Origin of the sequence: Aeromonas sp. HMWF017 (genome assembly GCF_003061465.1) — a bacterium.
GTDB classification, from domain to species: Bacteria; Pseudomonadota; Gammaproteobacteria; order Enterobacterales; family Aeromonadaceae; genus Aeromonas; species Aeromonas veronii.
The window spans coordinates 1-18328 of sequence record NZ_QAJD01000031.1; the positions used below are offsets into that span (position 1 = coordinate 1).

Sequence of the window (18328 nt, forward strand, 5' to 3'; positions counted from 1 at the left end):
GACCGGTACCATCGAACTGCCGGAAGGCGTAGAGATGGTAATGCCGGGCGACAACATCAAAATGGTTGTTACCCTGATTGCTCCGATCGCAATGGACGACGGCCTGCGTTTTGCTATCCGTGAAGGTGGCCGTACCGTAGGTGCCGGTGTTGTAGCCAGCGTAATCGCTTAATCTTTGGCTTACATAAATAAAGCAAAGCCCCTATAATAGGGGCTTTCTTGTGTAGGGGCGTAGTTCGAATTGGTAGAACAGCGGTCTCCAAAACCGATGGTTGCGGGTTCGAGTCCTGCCGCCCCTGCCATATACCTCGTCTCGTACGGGGCTTTTGTGTCTTTGGTTACGTCAGATACAGGTGGGTTGTATGAGTGTTAGTTCTGAGAGCCAGGGCGGAAGCAAGGATACCCTGCTTTGGGGCCTGGTTTTCATTATCCTGGCGGCCGCTGTAGTGGGTAATTACCTGCTCAACGATGTTGTCGCTGCCGTCCGCGCCCTGGGTGTGGTCGTTGTCATTGCTGCTGCTGGTGCAGTAGCCCTGCAAACCACCAAGGGAAAGGCAACACTGGCATTCGCCCGTGAGTCTCGCCTGGAAGTCCGCAAGGTCGTATGGCCGACCCGTCAGGAAGCCATTCAGACAACCCTGATTGTGCTGGCGGTGACCGCCGTGATGGGGCTGCTGCTGTTCGTTCTGGACGGTGCCTTGGTCTGGTTGGTCAACCTGATTACCGGTGTGTAAGGATAAGCCATGACTGAACAACGTGAACAACGTATGAGATGGTATGTCGTGCAGGCTTTTTCCGGCTATGAAGGCCGTGTAGCCAAGTCTCTGCGCGAGCATATCAAGATGCATGGCATGGAAGACATGTTCGGTGAAGTACTGGTCCCGACCGAAGAAGTGGTCGAGATGCGTGCTGGCCAGAAGCGCAAGAGTGAGCGCAAGTTTTTCCCGGGTTATGTCCTGGTCCAGATGATCATGGATGAAACCACATGGCACCTGGTACGTAACGTACCGCGCGTCATGGGCTTCATCGGCGGCACTTCCGACCGTCCGGCACCGATCTCCGATAAAGAGGCCGATGCCATCCTGAACCGTCTGCAGGATGCCCACGACAAGCCGCGTCCGAAAACCCTGTTTGAACCGGGTGAAATGGTGCGGGTTGCTGATGGTCCGTTTGCCGACTTCAACGGTACCGTTGAAGAGGTCGATTATGAGAAGAGCCGCGTGAAGGTCTCTGTACTGATCTTCGGTCGTTCTACTCCTGTTGAACTGGATTTTGGTCAGGTCGAAAAAGGCTGATTGAATTCTGTACGTTTAACGGTTGTCAGGGGCAGCGAATATCTCTATAATTCGCTGCCCCTTTATTAGTTGGGGAGCCGTTTGCAGGAGCAAGTCTCCGAGGCGCTAGAACCCATTTTTGAGGTATTTTCCTAATGGCTAAGAAAGTCACAGCTTATATCAAGCTGCAGGTTGCTGCTGGTGCAGCCAACCCGTCTCCTCCCGTTGGTCCTGCACTGGGTCAACACGGTGTTAACATCATGGAATTCTGTAAGGCGTTCAACGCTCGTACAGAGAAGCTGGAAAAAGGTTCACCGACTCCGGTCGTGATCACCGTTTACAGCGACCGTTCCTTCACCTTCGAAACCAAGACTCCGCCTGCTTCCTTCCTGCTGAAGAAAGCTGCTGGCATCAAGTCTGGTTCTTCCAAGCCGAACAAAGACAAGGTTGGTAAGGTGACCGTTGCCCAGCTGCAAGAAATCGCCAAGACCAAAGAGCCGGATATGACTGGTGCCGATCTGGATGCAAAAGTACGTTGCATCGCAGGCTCCGCTCGTTCCATGGGTCTGGTAGTGGAGGATTAAGACAATGGCTAAACTTTCCAAGCGTATGCGCGTTATTCGCGAAAAAGTTGACGGTACCAAAGAGTACTCCATCAACGAAGCCATTGCCCTGCTGAAAGAACTGGCTACCGCCAAGTTCGTTGAAAGCGTTGACGTTGCTGTCAACCTGGGTATCGACGCTCGTAAATCTGACCAGAACGTACGTGGTGCTACTGTACTGCCGCACGGTACCGGTCGTGATGTACGCGTTGCCGTATTTACCCAAGGTGCCAACGCCGAAGCAGCTAAAGCTGCCGGTGCTGACCTGGTAGGTATGGATGACCTGGCCGATCTGGTTAAGAAAGGCGAGATGAACTTCGACGTAGTTATCGCATCCCCGGATGCCATGCGCGTTGTTGGTCAACTGGGTCAAATCCTGGGCCCGCGCGGCCTGATGCCGAACCCGAAAGTTGGTACTGTAACCTCGAACGTTGCCGAAGCTGTCAAGAACGCCAAGGCTGGTCAGGTTCGTTACCGTAACGACAAGAATGGTATCATCCATACCACTCTGGGTAAGGTTTCTTTCAACGAAGTTCAGCTGAAAGAAAACTTGGAAGCTCTGCTGGTTGCCCTGAAAAAAGGCAAGCCCTCTTCCGCCAAAGGTCAATTCATCAAGAAAGTCAGCATCTCCACCACCATGGGTGCCGGTGTTGCCGTAGACCAAGCTTCTCTGGAAGCTCAGGCCTAATTGATGGGTTTTACAAGGCGCAAAATTTAATCTATAATTTTGCGCCTTGATTGGTTGGGGGTTTCGACCTCCGTCCAAGACCGCAGGAGGCTGCAAAGCCTTAATCTTTCCTGCGTAGACGGTGCCGGAAACCCAGCGAGAAAGATTCTTTCTCTTCTGGAATCCTGCTACCGCATCGTTCCCCTCTATTGTAAAGGTAGGGGGGATGTGTCAGTACTGGGTCAATAGACCCGGATTCAATCCAGGAGTTAAGCCAATGGCATTGGGACTCGAAGACAAAAAGGCAATTGTTGCTGAAGTCAACGAAGCTGCCAAAGGCGCTCTTTCTGCAGTTGTTGCCGATTCTCGCGGTGTAACTGTAGACAAGATGACCGTCCTGCGTAAAACCGCTCGTGAAGCCGGTGTGTACATGCGCGTTGTGCGTAACACCCTGCTGCGTCGCGCGGTAGAAGGTACCGAATACGAGTGCCTGAACGACGCATTTACCGGTCCTACCTTGATTGCTTTCTCTAACGAACACCCGGGCGCTGCTGCTCGTCTGTTCAAAGAGTTTGCCAAAGCGAACCAAAAGTTCGAAATCAAGGCTGGCGCTTTTAACGGTGAGTTTATCGCCGCAGCACAAATTGATCGTCTGGCCACGCTGCCGACTTACGAAGAAGCAATTGCGAAGTTGATGGCGACTATGAAAGAAGCCTCTGCTGGCAAGCTGGTTCGTACTATCGCTGCTGTTCGCGACCAGAAACAAGCTGCTGCTTGATTCTCGCCTATTTAGGCTGTTTGAGTTTATTCAACATCAGGAATTTTTGTCATGTCTATCACTAAAGACCAAATCATCGAAGCCGTTGCTTCCATGTCTGTAATGGAAGTTGTTGAGCTGATCGAAGCTATGGAAGAGAAGTTCGGTGTTTCTGCCGCTGCTGCCGTAATGGCTGGCCCGGCTGCTGCTGAAGCAGTAGAAGAGAAGACCGAGTTCGACGTAGTTCTGACTGCTGCTGGCGCCAACAAAGTTGCCGTTATCAAAGCCGTTCGTGGCGCTACCGGTCTGGGCCTGAAAGAAGCCAAAGATCTGGTAGAAGCTGCTCCGGCTAACCTGAAGGAAGGCGTGTCCAAGGACGAAGCTGAAGCTCTGAAGAAAGAGCTGGAAGCTGCCGGTGCTTCTGTTGAGATCAAATAATCTGCATTTATGTAGATTAGCCTGATAAAACAGGCTAGGGCTGGTGAATTTTTGTTCACCAGCCTTTTTGCGCTGTAGACTGAGAGCATTTCACACCGTTTACGACTCTCGGTGCACCAGCAATCCGGACTGTCTTCTTTCGTCCGGGCCAACACAAAACGGTGTTGAGACAGAGCTGTCCCGCGGGACAGAGTGGGTCACTTATCAGCGAGCTGAGGAACCCTATGGTTTACTCTTATACCGAAAAAAAACGCATTCGTAAGGACTTCGGTAAGCGAGACCAGGTACTGGACACGCCTTATCTGTTGTCCATTCAGCTGGACTCCTTCAAGCAGTTCATCGAGGCTGACCCGGAAGGTGAATATGGCCTAGAGGCCGCTTTCCGTAGCGTTTTCCCGATCACCAGTTACTCCGGTAGTGCTGAGCTTCAGTATGTCAGCTATCGCCTGGGTGAGCCGGTATTTGACGTAAAAGAATGCCAGATCCGTGGAGTGACCTACTCCGCGCCGCTGCGTGTCAAGCTTCGTATGGTTCTGTACGACCGTGAAGCAGCTGCCGGCACCGTCAAAGACATCAAGGAACAAGAAGTATACATGGGCGAAATTCCGCTCATGACCGAGAACGGCACCTTTGTTATCAATGGTACCGAGCGGGTTATCGTCTCCCAGCTGCACCGCAGCCCGGGCGTCTTCTTCGACCACGATAAAGGCAAAACTCATTCATCCGGTAAGGTACTGTATAACGCTCGCGTTATCCCCTACCGTGGCTCCTGGCTGGACTTCGAGTTCGATGCGAAAGACAACCTGTTTGTCCGTATCGACCGTCGTCGCAAACTGCCAGCATCCATTATTCTGCGCGCCCTGGACTTCACTTCCGAACAAATCCTGGCCACCTTCTTCGAGACCATCGGTTTTGAAGTAAAAGATGGCAAGTTGATGATGGATCTGGTGCCGGAGCGTCTGCGTGGTGAAACTGCGACCTTTGACATCGTGGCCAATGGCGCCGTGGTGGTTGAGACCGGTCGTCGTGTGACTGCGCGTCACATCCGTCAGTTGGAAAAAGACGCCGTTACCCAAATTGAGGTACCGGTTGAGTATGTTGTTGGCAAAGTTGCTGCCAAGGACTACGCACATCCGCAAACTGGCGAGATGGTCGTGACCGCCAACCAGGCGCTGAGCCTGGAAGCGATCGCCAACCTGTCCCAAGCCGGCTTCAAGCATTTCGAGGTTCTGTTCACCAACGAACTGGATCACGGTGCTTACATGTCCGAGACCCTGCGTGTCGACTCCAGCTCCAACCGTTTGGAAGCGCTGGTCGAGATCTATCGCATGATGCGTCCGGGCGAGCCGCCTACTCGCGAAGCTGCAGAACAGCTGTTCGAAAACCTGTTCTTCTCCGCCGAGCGTTACGACCTGTCTACCGTAGGTCGGATGAAGTTCAACCGCCGTCTGGGTCGTGAAGACGAGACTGGCGCAGGTGTACTGACCAAAGACGACATCGTCGATGTGATGAAGCGCTTGATCGACATCCGTAACGGTAACGACGAAGTGGACGATATCGACCACTTGGGTAACCGTCGTATCCGTTCTGTCGGTGAAATGGCTGAAAACCAGTTCCGCGTCGGTCTGGTGCGTGTCGAGCGTGCGGTCAAGGAGCGTCTCTCCTTGGGCGACCTGGACACCCTGATGCCGCAGGATCTGATCAACGCCAAGCCGATCTCCGCCGCAGTCAAAGAGTTCTTTGGTTCCAGCCAGCTGTCCCAGTTTATGGACCAGAACAACCCGCTCTCCGAAGTGACCCACAAGCGCCGTATTTCCGCGCTGGGCCCGGGCGGTTTGACTCGTGAGCGTGCCGGCTTTGAAGTCCGAGACGTACACCCGACTCACTATGGTCGTCTGTGCCCTATCGAGACTCCTGAAGGTCCGAACATCGGTCTGATCAACTCTCTGTCCGTGTACTCTCGTACCAACGAGTACGGTTTCCTTGAGACCCCGTACCGCAAGGTCATTGACGGTGTGATCACCGACGAAGTGGACTACCTGTCTGCTATTGAAGAAGGCAAGTACGTGATCGCACAGGCTAACGCCGCGACCACCGAAGATGGCCGTCTGAAAGATGAATTGATCCCGTGCCGTCACAAAGGTGAATCCACCTTTATGAACGCCGACCAGATCCAGTATATGGACGTGAGCCCGCAGCAGATCGTATCTGTGGCAGCCGCTCTGATCCCGTTCCTGGAACACGATGACGCGAACCGCGCATTGATGGGTTCAAACATGCAACGTCAGGCTGTACCGACTCTGCGTGCTGACAAGCCGCTGGTAGGTACCGGTATGGAACGCGCTGTGGCCGTTGACTCCGGTGTAACCGTAGTGGCCAAGCGTGGCGGCGTAATCGACTATGTCGATGCCTCCCGTATCGTCCTGAAGGTCAATGAAGATGAGCTGATGCCAGGCGAAGCCGGTATCGACATCTACAACCTGACCAAATACACCCGTTCCAACCAGAACACCTGTATCAACCAGCGTCCTTGCGTGATGTTGGGTGAGCCGGTCATGGCTGGCGACGTACTGGCTGACGGCCCGTCCACCGACTTGGGTGAACTGGCGCTGGGTCAGAACATGCGCGTCGCGTTCATGCCGTGGAACGGTTACAACTTCGAAGACTCGATCCTGGTGAACGAGCGTGTTGTTCAGGAAGATCGCCTGACCACCATCCATATCCAGGAACTGGCCTGTATCTCCCGTGACACCAAGCTGGGTCCGGAAGAGATCACTGCTGACATCCCGAACGTGGGTGAAGCCGCTCTGTCCAAGCTGGACGAGTCCGGTATCGTCTACGTGGGTGCTGAAGTGAAGGGCGGCGACATTCTGGTCGGTAAGGTAACCCCGAAAGGTGAAACCCAGCTGACGCCGGAAGAGAAGCTGCTGCGCGCCATCTTCGGTGAGAAGGCGTCCGACGTGAAGGACTCCTCCCTGCGTGTACCGAACGGTGTGTACGGTACCGTGGTTGACGTGCAAGTCTTTACCCGCGATGGCGTGGAAAAAGACAAGCGCGCCAAAGAAATCGAAGAGATGCAGCTGAAGGAAGCGAAGAAGGACTTGACCGAAGAGTTCAAGATCCTGGAAGACGGCATTTTCGGCCGCTCCCGCAACCTGCTGCTGGCCGCCGGTTACAGCGAAGACCGTCTGAACAAGCTCGATCGCTCCAAGTGGTTTGAACTGGCCATCGAAGACGAAGGCAAGCAGACCGAACTGGAACAGATCGCTGAACAGCACGTTGAGCTGAAAGCCGAGTTCGACAAGAAATTCGAGAACAAGCGTCGCAAGATTATCCAGGGTGATGATCTGGCGCCGGGCGTACTGAAAATCGTCAAGGTTTATCTGGCAGTCAAGCGTCGCATCCAGCCGGGTGACAAGATGGCGGGCCGTCACGGTAACAAGGGGGTTATCTCCAAGATCTGTCCGGTCGAGGATATGCCTCATGACGAGTTCGGCCGTCCGGTCGACATCGTACTGAACCCGTTGGGCGTACCATCCCGTATGAACATCGGTCAGATCCTCGAAGTGCACCTGGGCCTTGCGGCCAAGGGTATCGGCGAGAAGATCGATCGCATGGTCAAAGAGCAGCGTGAGCTGCACGAGATGCGCAACTTCCTGCAACAGGTCTATGACCTGGGCGAGAAGGACACCCAGCAAGTGAACATCGCCGAACTGTCTGACGACGACGTACGTACCCTGGTGGGTAACCTGCGTAAGGGTCTGCCGGTCGCTACTCCGGTCTTTGATGGTGCCAAAGAGCGCGAAATCAAAGCCCTGCTGAAGCTGGCCGATCTGCCTGAATCCGGTCAGATTGATCTGTTCGATGGCCGTACTGGTAACCGCTTCGAGCGTAAAGTAACCGTTGGTTACATGTACATGCTGAAGCTGAACCACTTGGTCGACGACAAGATGCACGCGCGTTCTACCGGTTCTTACAGCCTGGTTACCCAGCAGCCGCTGGGTGGTAAGGCTCAGTTCGGTGGTCAGCGTTTCGGTGAGATGGAAGTGTGGGCCCTGGAGGCTTACGGTGCGGCATATACCCTGCAGGAAATGCTGACCGTCAAGTCTGACGATGTGAATGGCCGTACCAAGATGTATAAGAACATCGTGGATGGCGACCACCGTATGGAGCCGGGCATGCCCGAATCCTTCAACGTATTGCTGAAGGAAATCCGCTCTCTGGGTATCAACATCGAGCTGGACGAAGAGTAAGAGCTCGCTCTTATTGTTCGAGAATTGACGTGGGCGCCCCGCTGCTTTGGCAGCCGGGGCGCCGAGGTTAGACTCCTGACAGGGGAAACACGTGAAAGACTTACTCAAGTTTTTGAAGGCTCAGACCAAGACCGAAGAGTTTGACAGTATCAAGATCGGTCTGGCCTCTCCTGACATGATCCGCTCCTGGTCATTCGGTGAGGTCAAAAAGCCTGAGACCATCAACTACCGGACTTTCAAGCCGGAGCGTGATGGTCTGTTCTGCGCCCGCATCTTCGGACCGGTGAAGGACTACGAGTGTCTGTGCGGCAAGTACAAGCGCCTGAAACACCGTGGTGTGATCTGTGAGAAGTGCGGCGTTGAAGTGACCCAGACCAAGGTCCGTCGTGAGCGTATGGGCCACATCGAGCTGGCCAGCCCGACTGCCCACATCTGGTTCCTGAAGTCCCTGCCGTCCCGTATCGGTCTGCTGCTGGACATGACCCTGCGCGACATCGAGCGCGTGCTCTACTTCGAATCTTTCGTCGTAATCGAGCCGGGCATGACCAACCTCGAACGCAGCCAGATGCTCTCTGAAGAGCAGTACCTGGATGCGCTGGAAGAGTGGGGCGACGAATTTGACGCCAAGATGGGTGCCGAAGCAATCCTGGCATTGCTGCGCGCTATCGATCTGGAAGGTGAAGTCAAAACCATGCGTGAGGAGCTGGATCAAACCAACTCCGAGACCAAACGCAAGAAGACCACCAAGCGTCTGAAGCTGATGGAAGCTTTCCTGCAGTCCGGCAACAAGCCGGAGTGGATGATCATGACAGTGCTGCCTGTGCTGCCGCCGGACCTGCGTCCGCTGGTGCCGCTGGACGGCGGCCGTTTCGCGACTTCCGATCTGAACGATCTGTACCGTCGCGTGATCAACCGTAACAACCGCTTGAAGCGTCTGCTGGATCTGGCTGCGCCGGACATCATCGTGCGCAACGAAAAGCGTATGCTGCAAGAGTCCGTCGATGCGCTGCTGGATAACGGCCGTCGCGGTCGTGCCATCACCGGTTCCAACAAGCGCCCGCTGAAATCCCTGGCCGACATGATCAAGGGTAAGCAGGGTCGTTTCCGTCAGAACCTGCTCGGTAAACGTGTCGACTACTCTGGTCGTTCCGTTATCACCGTAGGCCCGACTCTGCGTCTGCATCAGTGCGGTCTGCCGAAGAAGATGGCGCTGGAACTGTTCAAGCCGTTCATCTATGGCAAGCTGGAAACCCGCGGTCTGGCGACCACTATCAAGGCCGCCAAGAAGATGGTGGAGCGCGAAGAAGCTGTCGTTTGGGATATCCTGGACGAAGTTATCCGCGAACACCCGGTTCTGCTGAACCGTGCACCGACTCTGCACCGTCTGGGTATCCAGGCATTCGAACCGACTCTGGTCGAAGGCAAGGCAATCCAGCTGCACCCGCTGGTTTGTGCTGCGTATAACGCGGACTTCGATGGTGACCAGATGGCGGTCCACGTACCGCTGACCCTGGAAGCCCAGCTGGAAGCGCGTGCGCTGATGATGTCTACCAACAACATCCTGTCGCCTGCCTCCGGTGAGCCGATCATCGTTCCTTCTCAGGACGTGGTCTTGGGTCTGTACTACATGACCCGTGCCCGTATCAACGCCAAAGGCGAAGGTATGGTGCTGGCCGGCCCGAAAGAAGCCGAGAAGGTCTATCGTGCCGGTCTGGCCGATCTGCATGCTCGTGTGAAAGTACGCATTACCGAATACCTGCGTCAGGAAGACGGTTCTCTGCGTGAACACACCGAGATGAAGAACACCACCGTTGGTCGTGCGATCCTGAGCCTGATCCTGCCGAAAGGCATGGAATACGCCCTGATCGACGAGCCGAAGGTGCTGACTGCTGCAGAACAGGCTGATCTGGATGCCAATCCGCAGAACTGGATCAAGTGCGTATCCAACAAGGCGCTGGGCAAAAAGCTCATCTCCCGCCTGCTGAACACCTGCTATCGCAAGCAGGGCCTGAAGGACACCGTTATCTTCGCTGACCAGCTGATGTATACCGGTTTCCACTACGCGGCCCTGTCCGGTGCTTCCGTTGGTATCGATGACATGGTCATCCCGGATGCCAAGAAAGACATCATCGCGGCAGCCGAAGCCGAAGTTGCCGAGATCCAGGACCAGTTCCTGTCAGGTCTGGTAACTGCGGGCGAGCGTTACAACAAGGTTATCGATATCTGGGCCAGCGCCAACGAGCGCGTCTCCAAGGCCATGATGGAGAACTTGTCCAAAGAGCGTAACGTCAACTCTCTGGGTGAAGAAGAAGAGCAGGCCTCGTTCAACAGCATCTTTATGATGGCCGACTCTGGTGCGCGTGGTTCCGCCGCCCAGATCCGTCAGCTGGCCGGTATGCGTGGCCTGATGGCCAAGCCGGATGGCTCCATCATCGAGACTCCGATCATCGCGAACTTCCGCGAAGGTCTGAACGTACTGCAGTACTTTATCTCTACTCACGGTGCTCGTAAGGGTCTGGCGGATACCGCACTGAAGACTGCGAACTCCGGTTACCTGACTCGTCGTCTGGTAGACGTGGCGCAAGACATGGTGATCACCGAGGACGATTGCGGCACTACCGAAGGTCTGTGGATGACTCCGCTGATCGAGGGTGGCGACGTGGTCGAGCCGCTGCGTGAGCGCGTGCTGGGTCGTGTGGTGGCAGAAGATGTCATCAAGCCGGGTACCGAGGACGAGATCCTGGTCGCTCGCAACACCCTGCTCGACGAGCAGCTGTGTGACCTGCTGGAGCGTAACTCCGTTGACCGTGTGAAGGTACGTTCTGCCATCACCTGTGAAACCGACTTCGGTAACTGTGCTCACTGCTACGGCCGTGATCTGGCCCGTGGTCACCTGGTTAACAAGGGTGAGGCTGTCGGTGTTATTGCCGCCCAGTCCATCGGTGAACCGGGTACCCAGCTGACGATGCGTACTTTCCACATCGGTGGTGCTGCATCTCGTGCCGCTGCTGAAAGCAGCATCCAGGTCAAGAACACAGGTACCATCAAGCTGCAGAACGCCAAGTTCGTTCACAACAGCGATGACAAACTGGTTATCACCTCACGTTCTACCGAACTGACCATCATGGACGACATGGGCCGTACCAAGGAAAGCCACAAGCTGCCTTACGGTTCCGTGCTGGAAGTGAAGGACGGCCAGGCCGTGAGCGCTGGCGAGACCGTTGCCAACTGGGATCCGCACACCCACCCGATCATCACCGAAGTGGCAGGTCGCCTGCAGTTCGAACACATGATCGATGGCGTGACCATCACTCGTCAGACCGACGAGCTGACCGGTCTCTCTTCTATCGTTGTTCTGGACGTCAACGAGCGTCCGAGCGCCGGTAAAGAGATGCGTCCAACCGTTAAACTGGTCGACCTGAACGGCAAAGACGTGATGATCCCGGGTACCGATGTAGCTGCCCAGTACTTCCTGCCGGGCAAGGCGATCGTGAACCTGGAAGATGGTGCCAACGTGGGTGTGGGTGACGCGGTAGCGCGTATCCCGCAAGAGTCCGGCGGTACCAAGGACATCACCGGTGGTCTGCCGCGCGTTGCGGATCTGTTCGAAGCACGTCAACCGAAGGAACCGGCAATTCTGGCCGAGATCTCCGGTACCATCTCCTTCGGGAAAGAGACCAAGGGCAAACGCCGTCTGGTCATCACCCCGACCGATGGTGGCAACGTCTACGAAGAGATGATTCCGAAGTGGCGTAACCTGAACGTGTTCGAAGGTGAAAAAGTTGAGAAGGGTGAAGTGCTGGCGGACGGTCCTGAGTCTGCTCACGACATCCTGCGTCTGCGCGGTATCAGCCCGGTAGCCAACTACATCGCCAACGAAGTGCAGGACGTTTACCGTCTGCAAGGCGTTAAGATCAACGACAAGCACATCGAAGTCATTGTTCGTCAGATGCTGCGCAAGTGCGAGATCCTGAGCGCTGGCGATACCGATCTGATCGAAGGCGAACAGGTTGAAGTGGCTCGTGTGAAGATTGCCAACCGTAAGCTGGTTGCCGAGGGCAAGACCCCTGCGACCTACCGTCATGTCCTGATGGGTATTACCAAGGCATCTCTGAGCACCGAGTCCTTCATCTCCGCGGCTTCCTTCCAGGAAACCACTCGCGTTCTGACCGAAGCCGCCGTAGGTGGCAAGCGTGATGAACTGCGTGGTCTGAAAGAGAACGTCATCGTGGGTCGTCTGATCCCGGCTGGTACCGGCTTTGCCTACCACCATAGCCGGATCAACCAGCGTGCTGCCGCAGCTCGTGCTGTTGGTACCCCGCAGGTGACCGCTGATGAAGCGGAGCAGAACCTGGCGGATCTGCTGAACGCAGCCGGTAGCTTCGACGAAGAGTAACTCGTCATCCGTGATTAAAAAGGGCTCCTTCAAGGAGCCCTTTTTGTTGGCCAATTCCTCGGCTAAGGTAGACGCAGCGCGGGTTTCAGGATGATCCAGAGCAAAGTTGTAGAGTAAAAAATCAAAAAAAGTTGACTTTACTCCCCTGCAATTTAAAACTCGGGAAAGTTGAATGGTTATTACAGGGGTAGAACATGACTGTCGGTATCGAGGAAGCCATGCTTCCCGAAGAACAGCTGATCAGCCGCACTTTTACAGATGAAGACAGGGAATTGTTGCGCTCATACGATGGGCTCATCGATGGCTTGGCCGAGCTGTTCGGCAAGCATTGTGAAGTGGTACTCCACTCTCTGGAAAATCTGCACGAGTCGGTGATCAAGATCGCCAACGGCTTCAATACCGGACGCACCCTCGGGGCGCCCATCACCGATCTCGCCCTGCGCATGCTCAAGGACATCGAGAGCACTGGCCAGGATTACACCCAGAGCTATTTCGCTCGCAGCCGTACCGGCGCGCTGATGAAGTCGAGCACCATCGCCATTCGCAACAGCGAGCGGCAAGTAGTGGGGCTTATCTGCATCAACCTGCACATCAATGCACCTTTCCACGAGTTCGTGGCTGAATTTTTCCCGACGCCCCAGCAGGCGGCGCGCCAGTCACCAGAGACCTTCGCCAACAGCGTGGAAGAGTTGGTTGCCCAGACGGTGGATAACACCATCGACGAGATCAACCGCGATCCCACCGTGGCTAACAATGCCAAGAATCGCTTCATCGTGACCCAGCTGTTCGAGAAGGGCATTTTCGACATCAAGGATTCGATCAATCTGGTGGCGGACAAACTCAATATTTCAAAACATACCGTTTATCTTTACATCCGACAGCGCAAGCAGGGTGAAGACGAGAACGAGTAACTCATTCCAGAAGGGGATAGATGAATGGCTAAAGAAGTGATTGCAACCGACAAGGCGCCTGCCGCGATTGGTCCGTATGTTCAGGCTACCAAGGTTGGCGAGATGATCTTCACCTCCGGGCAGATCCCGCTCGATCCTGCCACCATGGAAATCGTGGCTGGCGGCATTGAAGAGCAGGCCGAGCGGGTGATGAAGAATCTGGTTGCCGTGTTGCACGCTGCCGGTGCCGATGCCAGCAAAGTGGTCAAAACCACCTGCTTCCTGAGCGACATGAACAACTTCGTTGCCTTCAATCAGGTCTATGCCCGCTACTTTGGCGATGCGGCGCCAGCCCGCTCCTGCGTGGAGGTGGCTCGTCTGCCGAAAGATGTGCTGGTCGAGGTCGAGGCGATTGCCCATCTCTGATCAACAGATTGAATCAAGCCCCTCCTGGCAGGGGCTTTTTTGTTTTTGGCGTAAAATGGACCGGGTCAGCACAGGAGTCCTGCTATGAGTCTGAGTTTTGCCATCTTGGTCACGGGGCCTGCCTATGGCACCCAATCGGCCAGCACCGCCTATCGTTTTGCCCGCACCCTGTTGGCACAGGGGCATACCTTGTCCCACCTGTTCTTCTATCAGGACGGGGTCTGCAACGGCAACGGTTTGCATCTGCCTGCATCCGATGAGACCGACCTGGTGCGTCTGTGGCGAGAGCTGGCAGCAGAGCAGGGGATCCGTATCGACGTCTGTGTCGCCGCCGCCATGAGGCGCGGTGTGCTCGATGAACAGGAAGCCAAGGGGACAGGGCAGGTACACTTCAATCTGCAACCGCCATTTTGTCTGAGCGGTCTGGGCCAGTTGGCCGAGGCGGCGCTCACCGCCGATCGGCTGGTTCAGTTTTAGGGGGAGTCATGAGCAAGAAAATCGCCTTTATATGCAGTCGTGGCCCCCATGGCCATGCCGCCGGCCGGGAAGGACTGGATGCCCTGCTGGCCACCTCGGCCATGACCGATGAGCTGGCCCTCTTCCTGATTGGGGACGGCGTGCTGCAACTGCTCAAGGAGCAGCAGCCTGCCGCCATTTTGCAGCGCCACTACGCGCCCACCTTCAAAATGCTGGAACTCTACGACATCGAAGAGGTCTATGTTTGTGCTGACTCGCTGGCAGAGCGTGGCGTGACAGTGGATGATCTGCTGATCCCCGTCGAGACTCTGCCGCGCCAGGAACTGGCTCGGCGCTGGGCACAATGTTCGACTCACATCAGCTTTTGAGGTCTCCATGTTGCATCTGATATTGAACTCTCCCTTTCAGAGTCAGGCTCTGGCAGAGGCGCTCTCATACCTTCAGCCCGAGGATGAGCTGGTACTGATGCAGGATGCCGTGATTGCGGCATCGGCTCCCCAGTGGAGCGCGCGGCTGGCGGGTATCCCGCTTTATGTGATGCAGGAAGATCTGCAAGCTCGCGGTTTGCAGCATCGGGTGGGGAATGTGCTCGATATGGCGGGTCTGGTGGCACTGATTGCGCAAAAAGGTTCCCCGCGCACCTGGGGTGGCTGAGAAGCACATTTTCAAGATAATTCAATGTGATGTCGTGAAATCAAACGGATCCGAATTGCCCTTTTGTGACGCAAATTGTATAAATCTTGACTCCCCAGACAACAGGGCATAAAATTTCGCGTCCCCGTATCTGCGGGGAGGATTTTCCACACGTTTATGAAGTCATTATCAGGAGCCTTTTGATGGCAACTATTAACCAGTTGGTTCGCAAGCCACGCATCAAGCTCGTTGTGAAAAGCAACGTGCCGGCGCTGGAAGCGTGCCCTCAGAAGCGTGGCGTATGCACTCGTGTATATACCACCACCCCGAAGAAGCCTAACTCTGCACTGCGTAAAGTGTGCCGTGTACGTCTGACCAACGGCTTCGAAGTCACCTCCTACATCGGCGGTGAAGGTCACAACCTGCAAGAGCACTCTGTTGTTCTGATCCGTGGCGGTCGTGTAAAAGACTTGCCAGGTGTTCGTTATCACACCGTTCGTGGTGCGTTGGACTGTGCCGGTGTTAAAGACCGTAAGCAGGCTCGCTCCAAGTATGGCGTGAAGCGTCCTAAAGCTTAATGGTTCTCCGTTAAGTAAGGCCAAACGTTAATTCGTTTCTAGTTAGATAGCTTTCTAGTTTTGGGTAATCCCTGAAGTTACGGAGAATTTGAAATGCCAAGACGTCGTGTTGTTGGTCAGCGTAAAATCCTGCCAGATCCCAAGTTCGGATCAGAGCTGCTGGCTAAATTTGTCAACGTAGTAATGGTTGACGGTAAGAAATCTGTTGCAGAAGCCATTGTTTATGGCGCCCTGGACATCATTGCCACCAAATCTGGCAAAGAGCACCTGGCCGTATTCGAAGAAGCTCTGGATAACATTCGTCCGGCGGTCGAGGTTAAATCTCGTCGCGTCGGTGGTGCAACCTATCAGGTGCCGGTAGAAGTTCGTCCGGTACGTCGCAATGCCCTGGCAATGCGCTGGTTGGTTGATGCCGCTCGTAAACGTGGTGAAAAATCAATGGCTCAGCGTCTGGCTGGCGAGCTGCTGGATGCCGCTGACAATAAGGGTTCGTCTGTCAAGAAACGTGAAGACGTTCACCGTATGGCTGAAGCGAACAAAGCCTTCGCTCACTTCCGCTGGTAATCCGCTTGCGCAGGGTCTTTTGACTCTGCGCACCTTTAATTATCTAGGGACAAGCGCCTTAGTAAGAGGATGACAATGGCTCGTACAACCCCCATTGAGCGTTATCGTAACATCGGTATCTCCGCTCACATTGACGCCGGTAAGACTACTACTACCGAGCGCGTACTGTTTTACACCGGTGTAAGTCACAAGATCGGTGAAGTTCACGATGGCGCTGCCACCATGGACTGGATGGAACAGGAACAAGAGCGTGGTATCACCATCACCTCCGCCGCGACCACCGCTTTCTGGTCCGGTATGGGTAAACAGTTCCAACCGCACCGTATCAACATCATCGATACCCCGGGCCACGTTGACTTTACTATCGAAGTAGAGCGTTCAATGCGTGTTCTGGACGGTGCCGTGATGGTGTACTGTGCCGTAGGTGGCGTACAGCCACAGTCTGAAACCGTATGGCGTCAGGCTAACAAGTACAAGGTTCCTCGTATCGCGTTCGTCAACAAGATGGACCGTACCGGCGCCAACTTCCTGCGTTGCGTTGAGCACATCAAGACCCGTCTGAAAGGTACTCCGGTTCCCCTTCAGCTGAACATCGGCTCTGAAGAGAACTTCAAGGGCGTTGTTGACCTGGTCAAGATGAAAGCCATCAACTGGAATGAAGCTGATCAGGGCGTATCCTTCGATTACGAAGACGTCCCGGCCGAGTTGCTGGAACAGGCGCAAGAAATGCGCATGAATCTGGTTGAAGCCGCTGCTGAAGCGTCTGAAGACCTGATGGAAAAATACCTGGGCGGCGAAGAGCTGACCGAGGAAGAGATCAAAGGTGCTCTGCGTCAGCGCGTGCTGAACAACGAAATCATCCTGGTAACCTGTGGCTCCGCGTTCAAGAACAAGGGCGTACAGGCAATGCTGGATGCCGTGATCGAGTACCTGCCGGCTCCGACCGACGTTGCTGCTATCGACGGCCTGAAAATGGACGGCGAGACCAAAGACGAGCGTCATGCTTCTGATGACGAGCCGTTCTCTGCTCTGGCGTTCAAGATCGCTACCGACCCGTTCGTTGGTAACCTGACCTTCTTCCGTGTCTACTCTGGCGTGATCAACTCCGGTGACACCGTGCTTAACTCCGTCAAGGACAAGCGCGAGCGTTTTGGCCGTATCGTTCAGATGCATGCCAACAAGCGTGAAGAGATCAAAGAAGTACGCGCTGGTGACATCGCTGCTGCTATCGGTCTGAAAGACGTGACCACTGGTGACACCCTGTGTGACCCGAATGCACCGATCATCCTCGAGCGTATGGAATTCCCGGAGCCGGTAATTTCTATCGCGGTTGAGCCGAAAACCAAGGCTGACCAAGAGAAGATGGGTCTGGCACTGGGCCGTCTGGCTCAGGAAGATCCGTCCTTCCGCGTATGGACTGACGAAGAGTCAGGTCAAACCATCATCGCTGGTATGGGTGAGCTGCACCTGGACATCATCGTTGACCGTATGCGTCGCGAGTTCAAGGTTGAAGCCAACGTAGGTAAGCCGCAGGTTGCCTACCGTGAAACCATCCGTACCACCGTTAAAGACATCGAAGGCAAGCATGCCAAGCAGTCTGGTGGTCGCGGTCAGTACGGTCATGTTGTTATCGACATGTACCCGCTGGAAGAAGGCAAAGCCTACGAATTCGTCAACGACATCAAAGGTGGTGTCATTCCTGGTGAATTCATCCCGGGTGTTGATAAAGGTATCCGTGAGCAGCTCAAATCTGGTCCGCTGGCTGGTTACCCGGTTATGGATCTGGGTGTGCGTCTGCACTTCGGTTCTTACCACGATGTCGACTCTTCCGAACTGGCGTTCAAAATCGCTGCTTCCATGGCCTTTAAGGCTGGCTTCATGAAAGCCAACCCGGTTCTGCTCGAACCGATCATGAAAGTAGAAGTTGAAACTCCGGAAGATTACATGGGCGACGTTATCGGTGACCTGAACCGTCGTCGTGGCCTGATCGAAGGTATGGAAGATGGCCCGTCCGGCAAGATCGTGCGTGCTCTGGTGCCGCTGGCCGAAATGTTCGGTTATGCAACTGCACTGCGTTCCGCTACCCAGGGTCGTGCTTCCTACGCTATGGAATTCGCCAAGTATCACGATGCACCGACTAACGTTGCACAAGCCGTGATCGAAGAGCGCAAATCCAAGTAATTTAAGATTCCCCGCCTACGACGGTAGGCGGGTTTAACCTAGAAGGACTACGTCGTGTCTAAAGAAAAATTTGAGCGTAATAAACCGCACGTAAACGTCGGCACCATCGGCCACGTTGACCACGGTAAAACCACCCTGACTGCAGCTATCACCAACGTGCTGGCCAAGCACTTCGGTGGTAAAGCTTTCGCC

General features: G+C 55.0%; 17 protein-coding genes, 1 tRNA gene and 1 pseudogene. All 19 read left to right on the forward strand.

All coding sequences use genetic code 11. From position 1 onward, the window contains the following. A pseudogene (gene tuf, locus DBR30_RS02610) lies at positions 1-172 on the forward strand (elongation factor Tu); the annotation flags it as partial. 53 nt (positions 173-225) lie between these two features. Beyond that, a tRNA-Trp gene (locus DBR30_RS02615) sits at positions 226-302 on the forward strand. Positions 303-362: 60 nt separating this feature from the next. Then, positions 363-734 (forward strand): preprotein translocase subunit SecE, encoded by a 372-nt coding sequence (gene secE, locus DBR30_RS02620; RefSeq protein ID WP_005306322.1) that lies wholly within the window; start codon positions 363-365, stop codon positions 732-734. A gap of 9 nt (positions 735-743) precedes the next feature. Continuing rightward, entirely contained in the window at positions 744-1295 is a 552-nt protein-coding gene (nusG, locus tag DBR30_RS02625; RefSeq protein ID WP_005306318.1) for a transcription termination/antitermination protein NusG, read from the forward strand. 134 nt (positions 1296-1429) lie between these two features. Then, positions 1430-1858: a 50S ribosomal protein L11 gene (gene rplK, locus DBR30_RS02630; RefSeq protein WP_005339887.1), complete on the forward strand. Its 429-nt coding sequence runs from the start codon at positions 1430-1432 to the stop codon at positions 1856-1858. A gap of 4 nt (positions 1859-1862) precedes the next feature. Further along, complete coding sequence (gene rplA, locus DBR30_RS02635) at positions 1863-2564, forward strand: 50S ribosomal protein L1 (protein WP_108540826.1); 702 nt, start codon at positions 1863-1865, stop codon at positions 2562-2564. Between the two features lie 256 nt (positions 2565-2820). Continuing rightward, complete coding sequence (rplJ, locus tag DBR30_RS02640) at positions 2821-3321, forward strand: 50S ribosomal protein L10 (protein WP_005339895.1); 501 nt, start codon at positions 2821-2823, stop codon at positions 3319-3321. Between the two features lie 51 nt (positions 3322-3372). Then, the gene (gene rplL / locus DBR30_RS02645) at positions 3373-3738 is read left to right on the forward strand and encodes a 50S ribosomal protein L7/L12 (protein WP_005306304.1); all 366 of its coding nucleotides are present in this window, start codon (positions 3373-3375) and stop codon (positions 3736-3738) included. Between the two features lie 224 nt (positions 3739-3962). Continuing rightward, positions 3963-7991, forward strand: coding sequence for a DNA-directed RNA polymerase subunit beta (gene rpoB / locus DBR30_RS02650; protein WP_005339897.1), 4029 nt, complete (start codon positions 3963-3965; stop codon positions 7989-7991). A gap of 91 nt (positions 7992-8082) precedes the next feature. Then, entirely contained in the window at positions 8083-12387 is a 4305-nt protein-coding gene (rpoC, locus tag DBR30_RS02655; protein ID WP_108540828.1) for a DNA-directed RNA polymerase subunit beta', read from the forward strand. 194 nt (positions 12388-12581) lie between these two features. Then, a complete protein-coding gene (locus tag DBR30_RS02660; protein WP_005339902.1) occupies positions 12582-13298 on the forward strand; it encodes a helix-turn-helix transcriptional regulator in 717 nt (238 codons plus the stop codon). Positions 13299-13322: 24 nt separating this feature from the next. After that, positions 13323-13703, forward strand: a complete 381-nt coding sequence (locus DBR30_RS02665) for a RidA family protein (RefSeq protein WP_005339904.1) — start codon at positions 13323-13325, stop codon at positions 13701-13703. Between the two features lie 84 nt (positions 13704-13787). Next, positions 13788-14180, forward strand: a complete 393-nt coding sequence (gene tusD / locus DBR30_RS02670) for a sulfurtransferase complex subunit TusD (RefSeq protein ID WP_108540831.1) — start codon at positions 13788-13790, stop codon at positions 14178-14180. A gap of 8 nt (positions 14181-14188) precedes the next feature. Next, on the forward strand, positions 14189-14548 hold the full coding sequence (tusC, locus tag DBR30_RS02675) for a sulfurtransferase complex subunit TusC (protein ID WP_108540833.1): 360 nt from the start codon (positions 14189-14191) through the stop codon (positions 14546-14548). Between the two features lie 7 nt (positions 14549-14555). After that, positions 14556-14834: a sulfurtransferase complex subunit TusB gene (gene tusB, locus DBR30_RS02680; protein WP_005339909.1), complete on the forward strand. Its 279-nt coding sequence runs from the start codon at positions 14556-14558 to the stop codon at positions 14832-14834. Positions 14835-15016: 182 nt separating this feature from the next. Continuing rightward, positions 15017-15391, forward strand: coding sequence for a 30S ribosomal protein S12 (gene rpsL / locus DBR30_RS02685; RefSeq protein WP_005306278.1), 375 nt, complete (start codon positions 15017-15019; stop codon positions 15389-15391). 93 nt (positions 15392-15484) lie between these two features. Next, a complete protein-coding gene (rpsG, locus tag DBR30_RS02690; RefSeq protein WP_005339911.1) occupies positions 15485-15955 on the forward strand; it encodes a 30S ribosomal protein S7 in 471 nt (156 codons plus the stop codon). 75 nt (positions 15956-16030) lie between these two features. Then, a complete protein-coding gene (gene fusA / locus DBR30_RS02695) occupies positions 16031-18136 on the forward strand; it encodes an elongation factor G (RefSeq protein ID WP_021229318.1) in 2106 nt (701 codons plus the stop codon). Between the two features lie 54 nt (positions 18137-18190). Further along, a partial coding sequence (locus DBR30_RS02700) for a GTP-binding protein (RefSeq protein ID WP_256702863.1) occupies positions 18191-18328 on the forward strand: 138 nt, incomplete at its 3' end.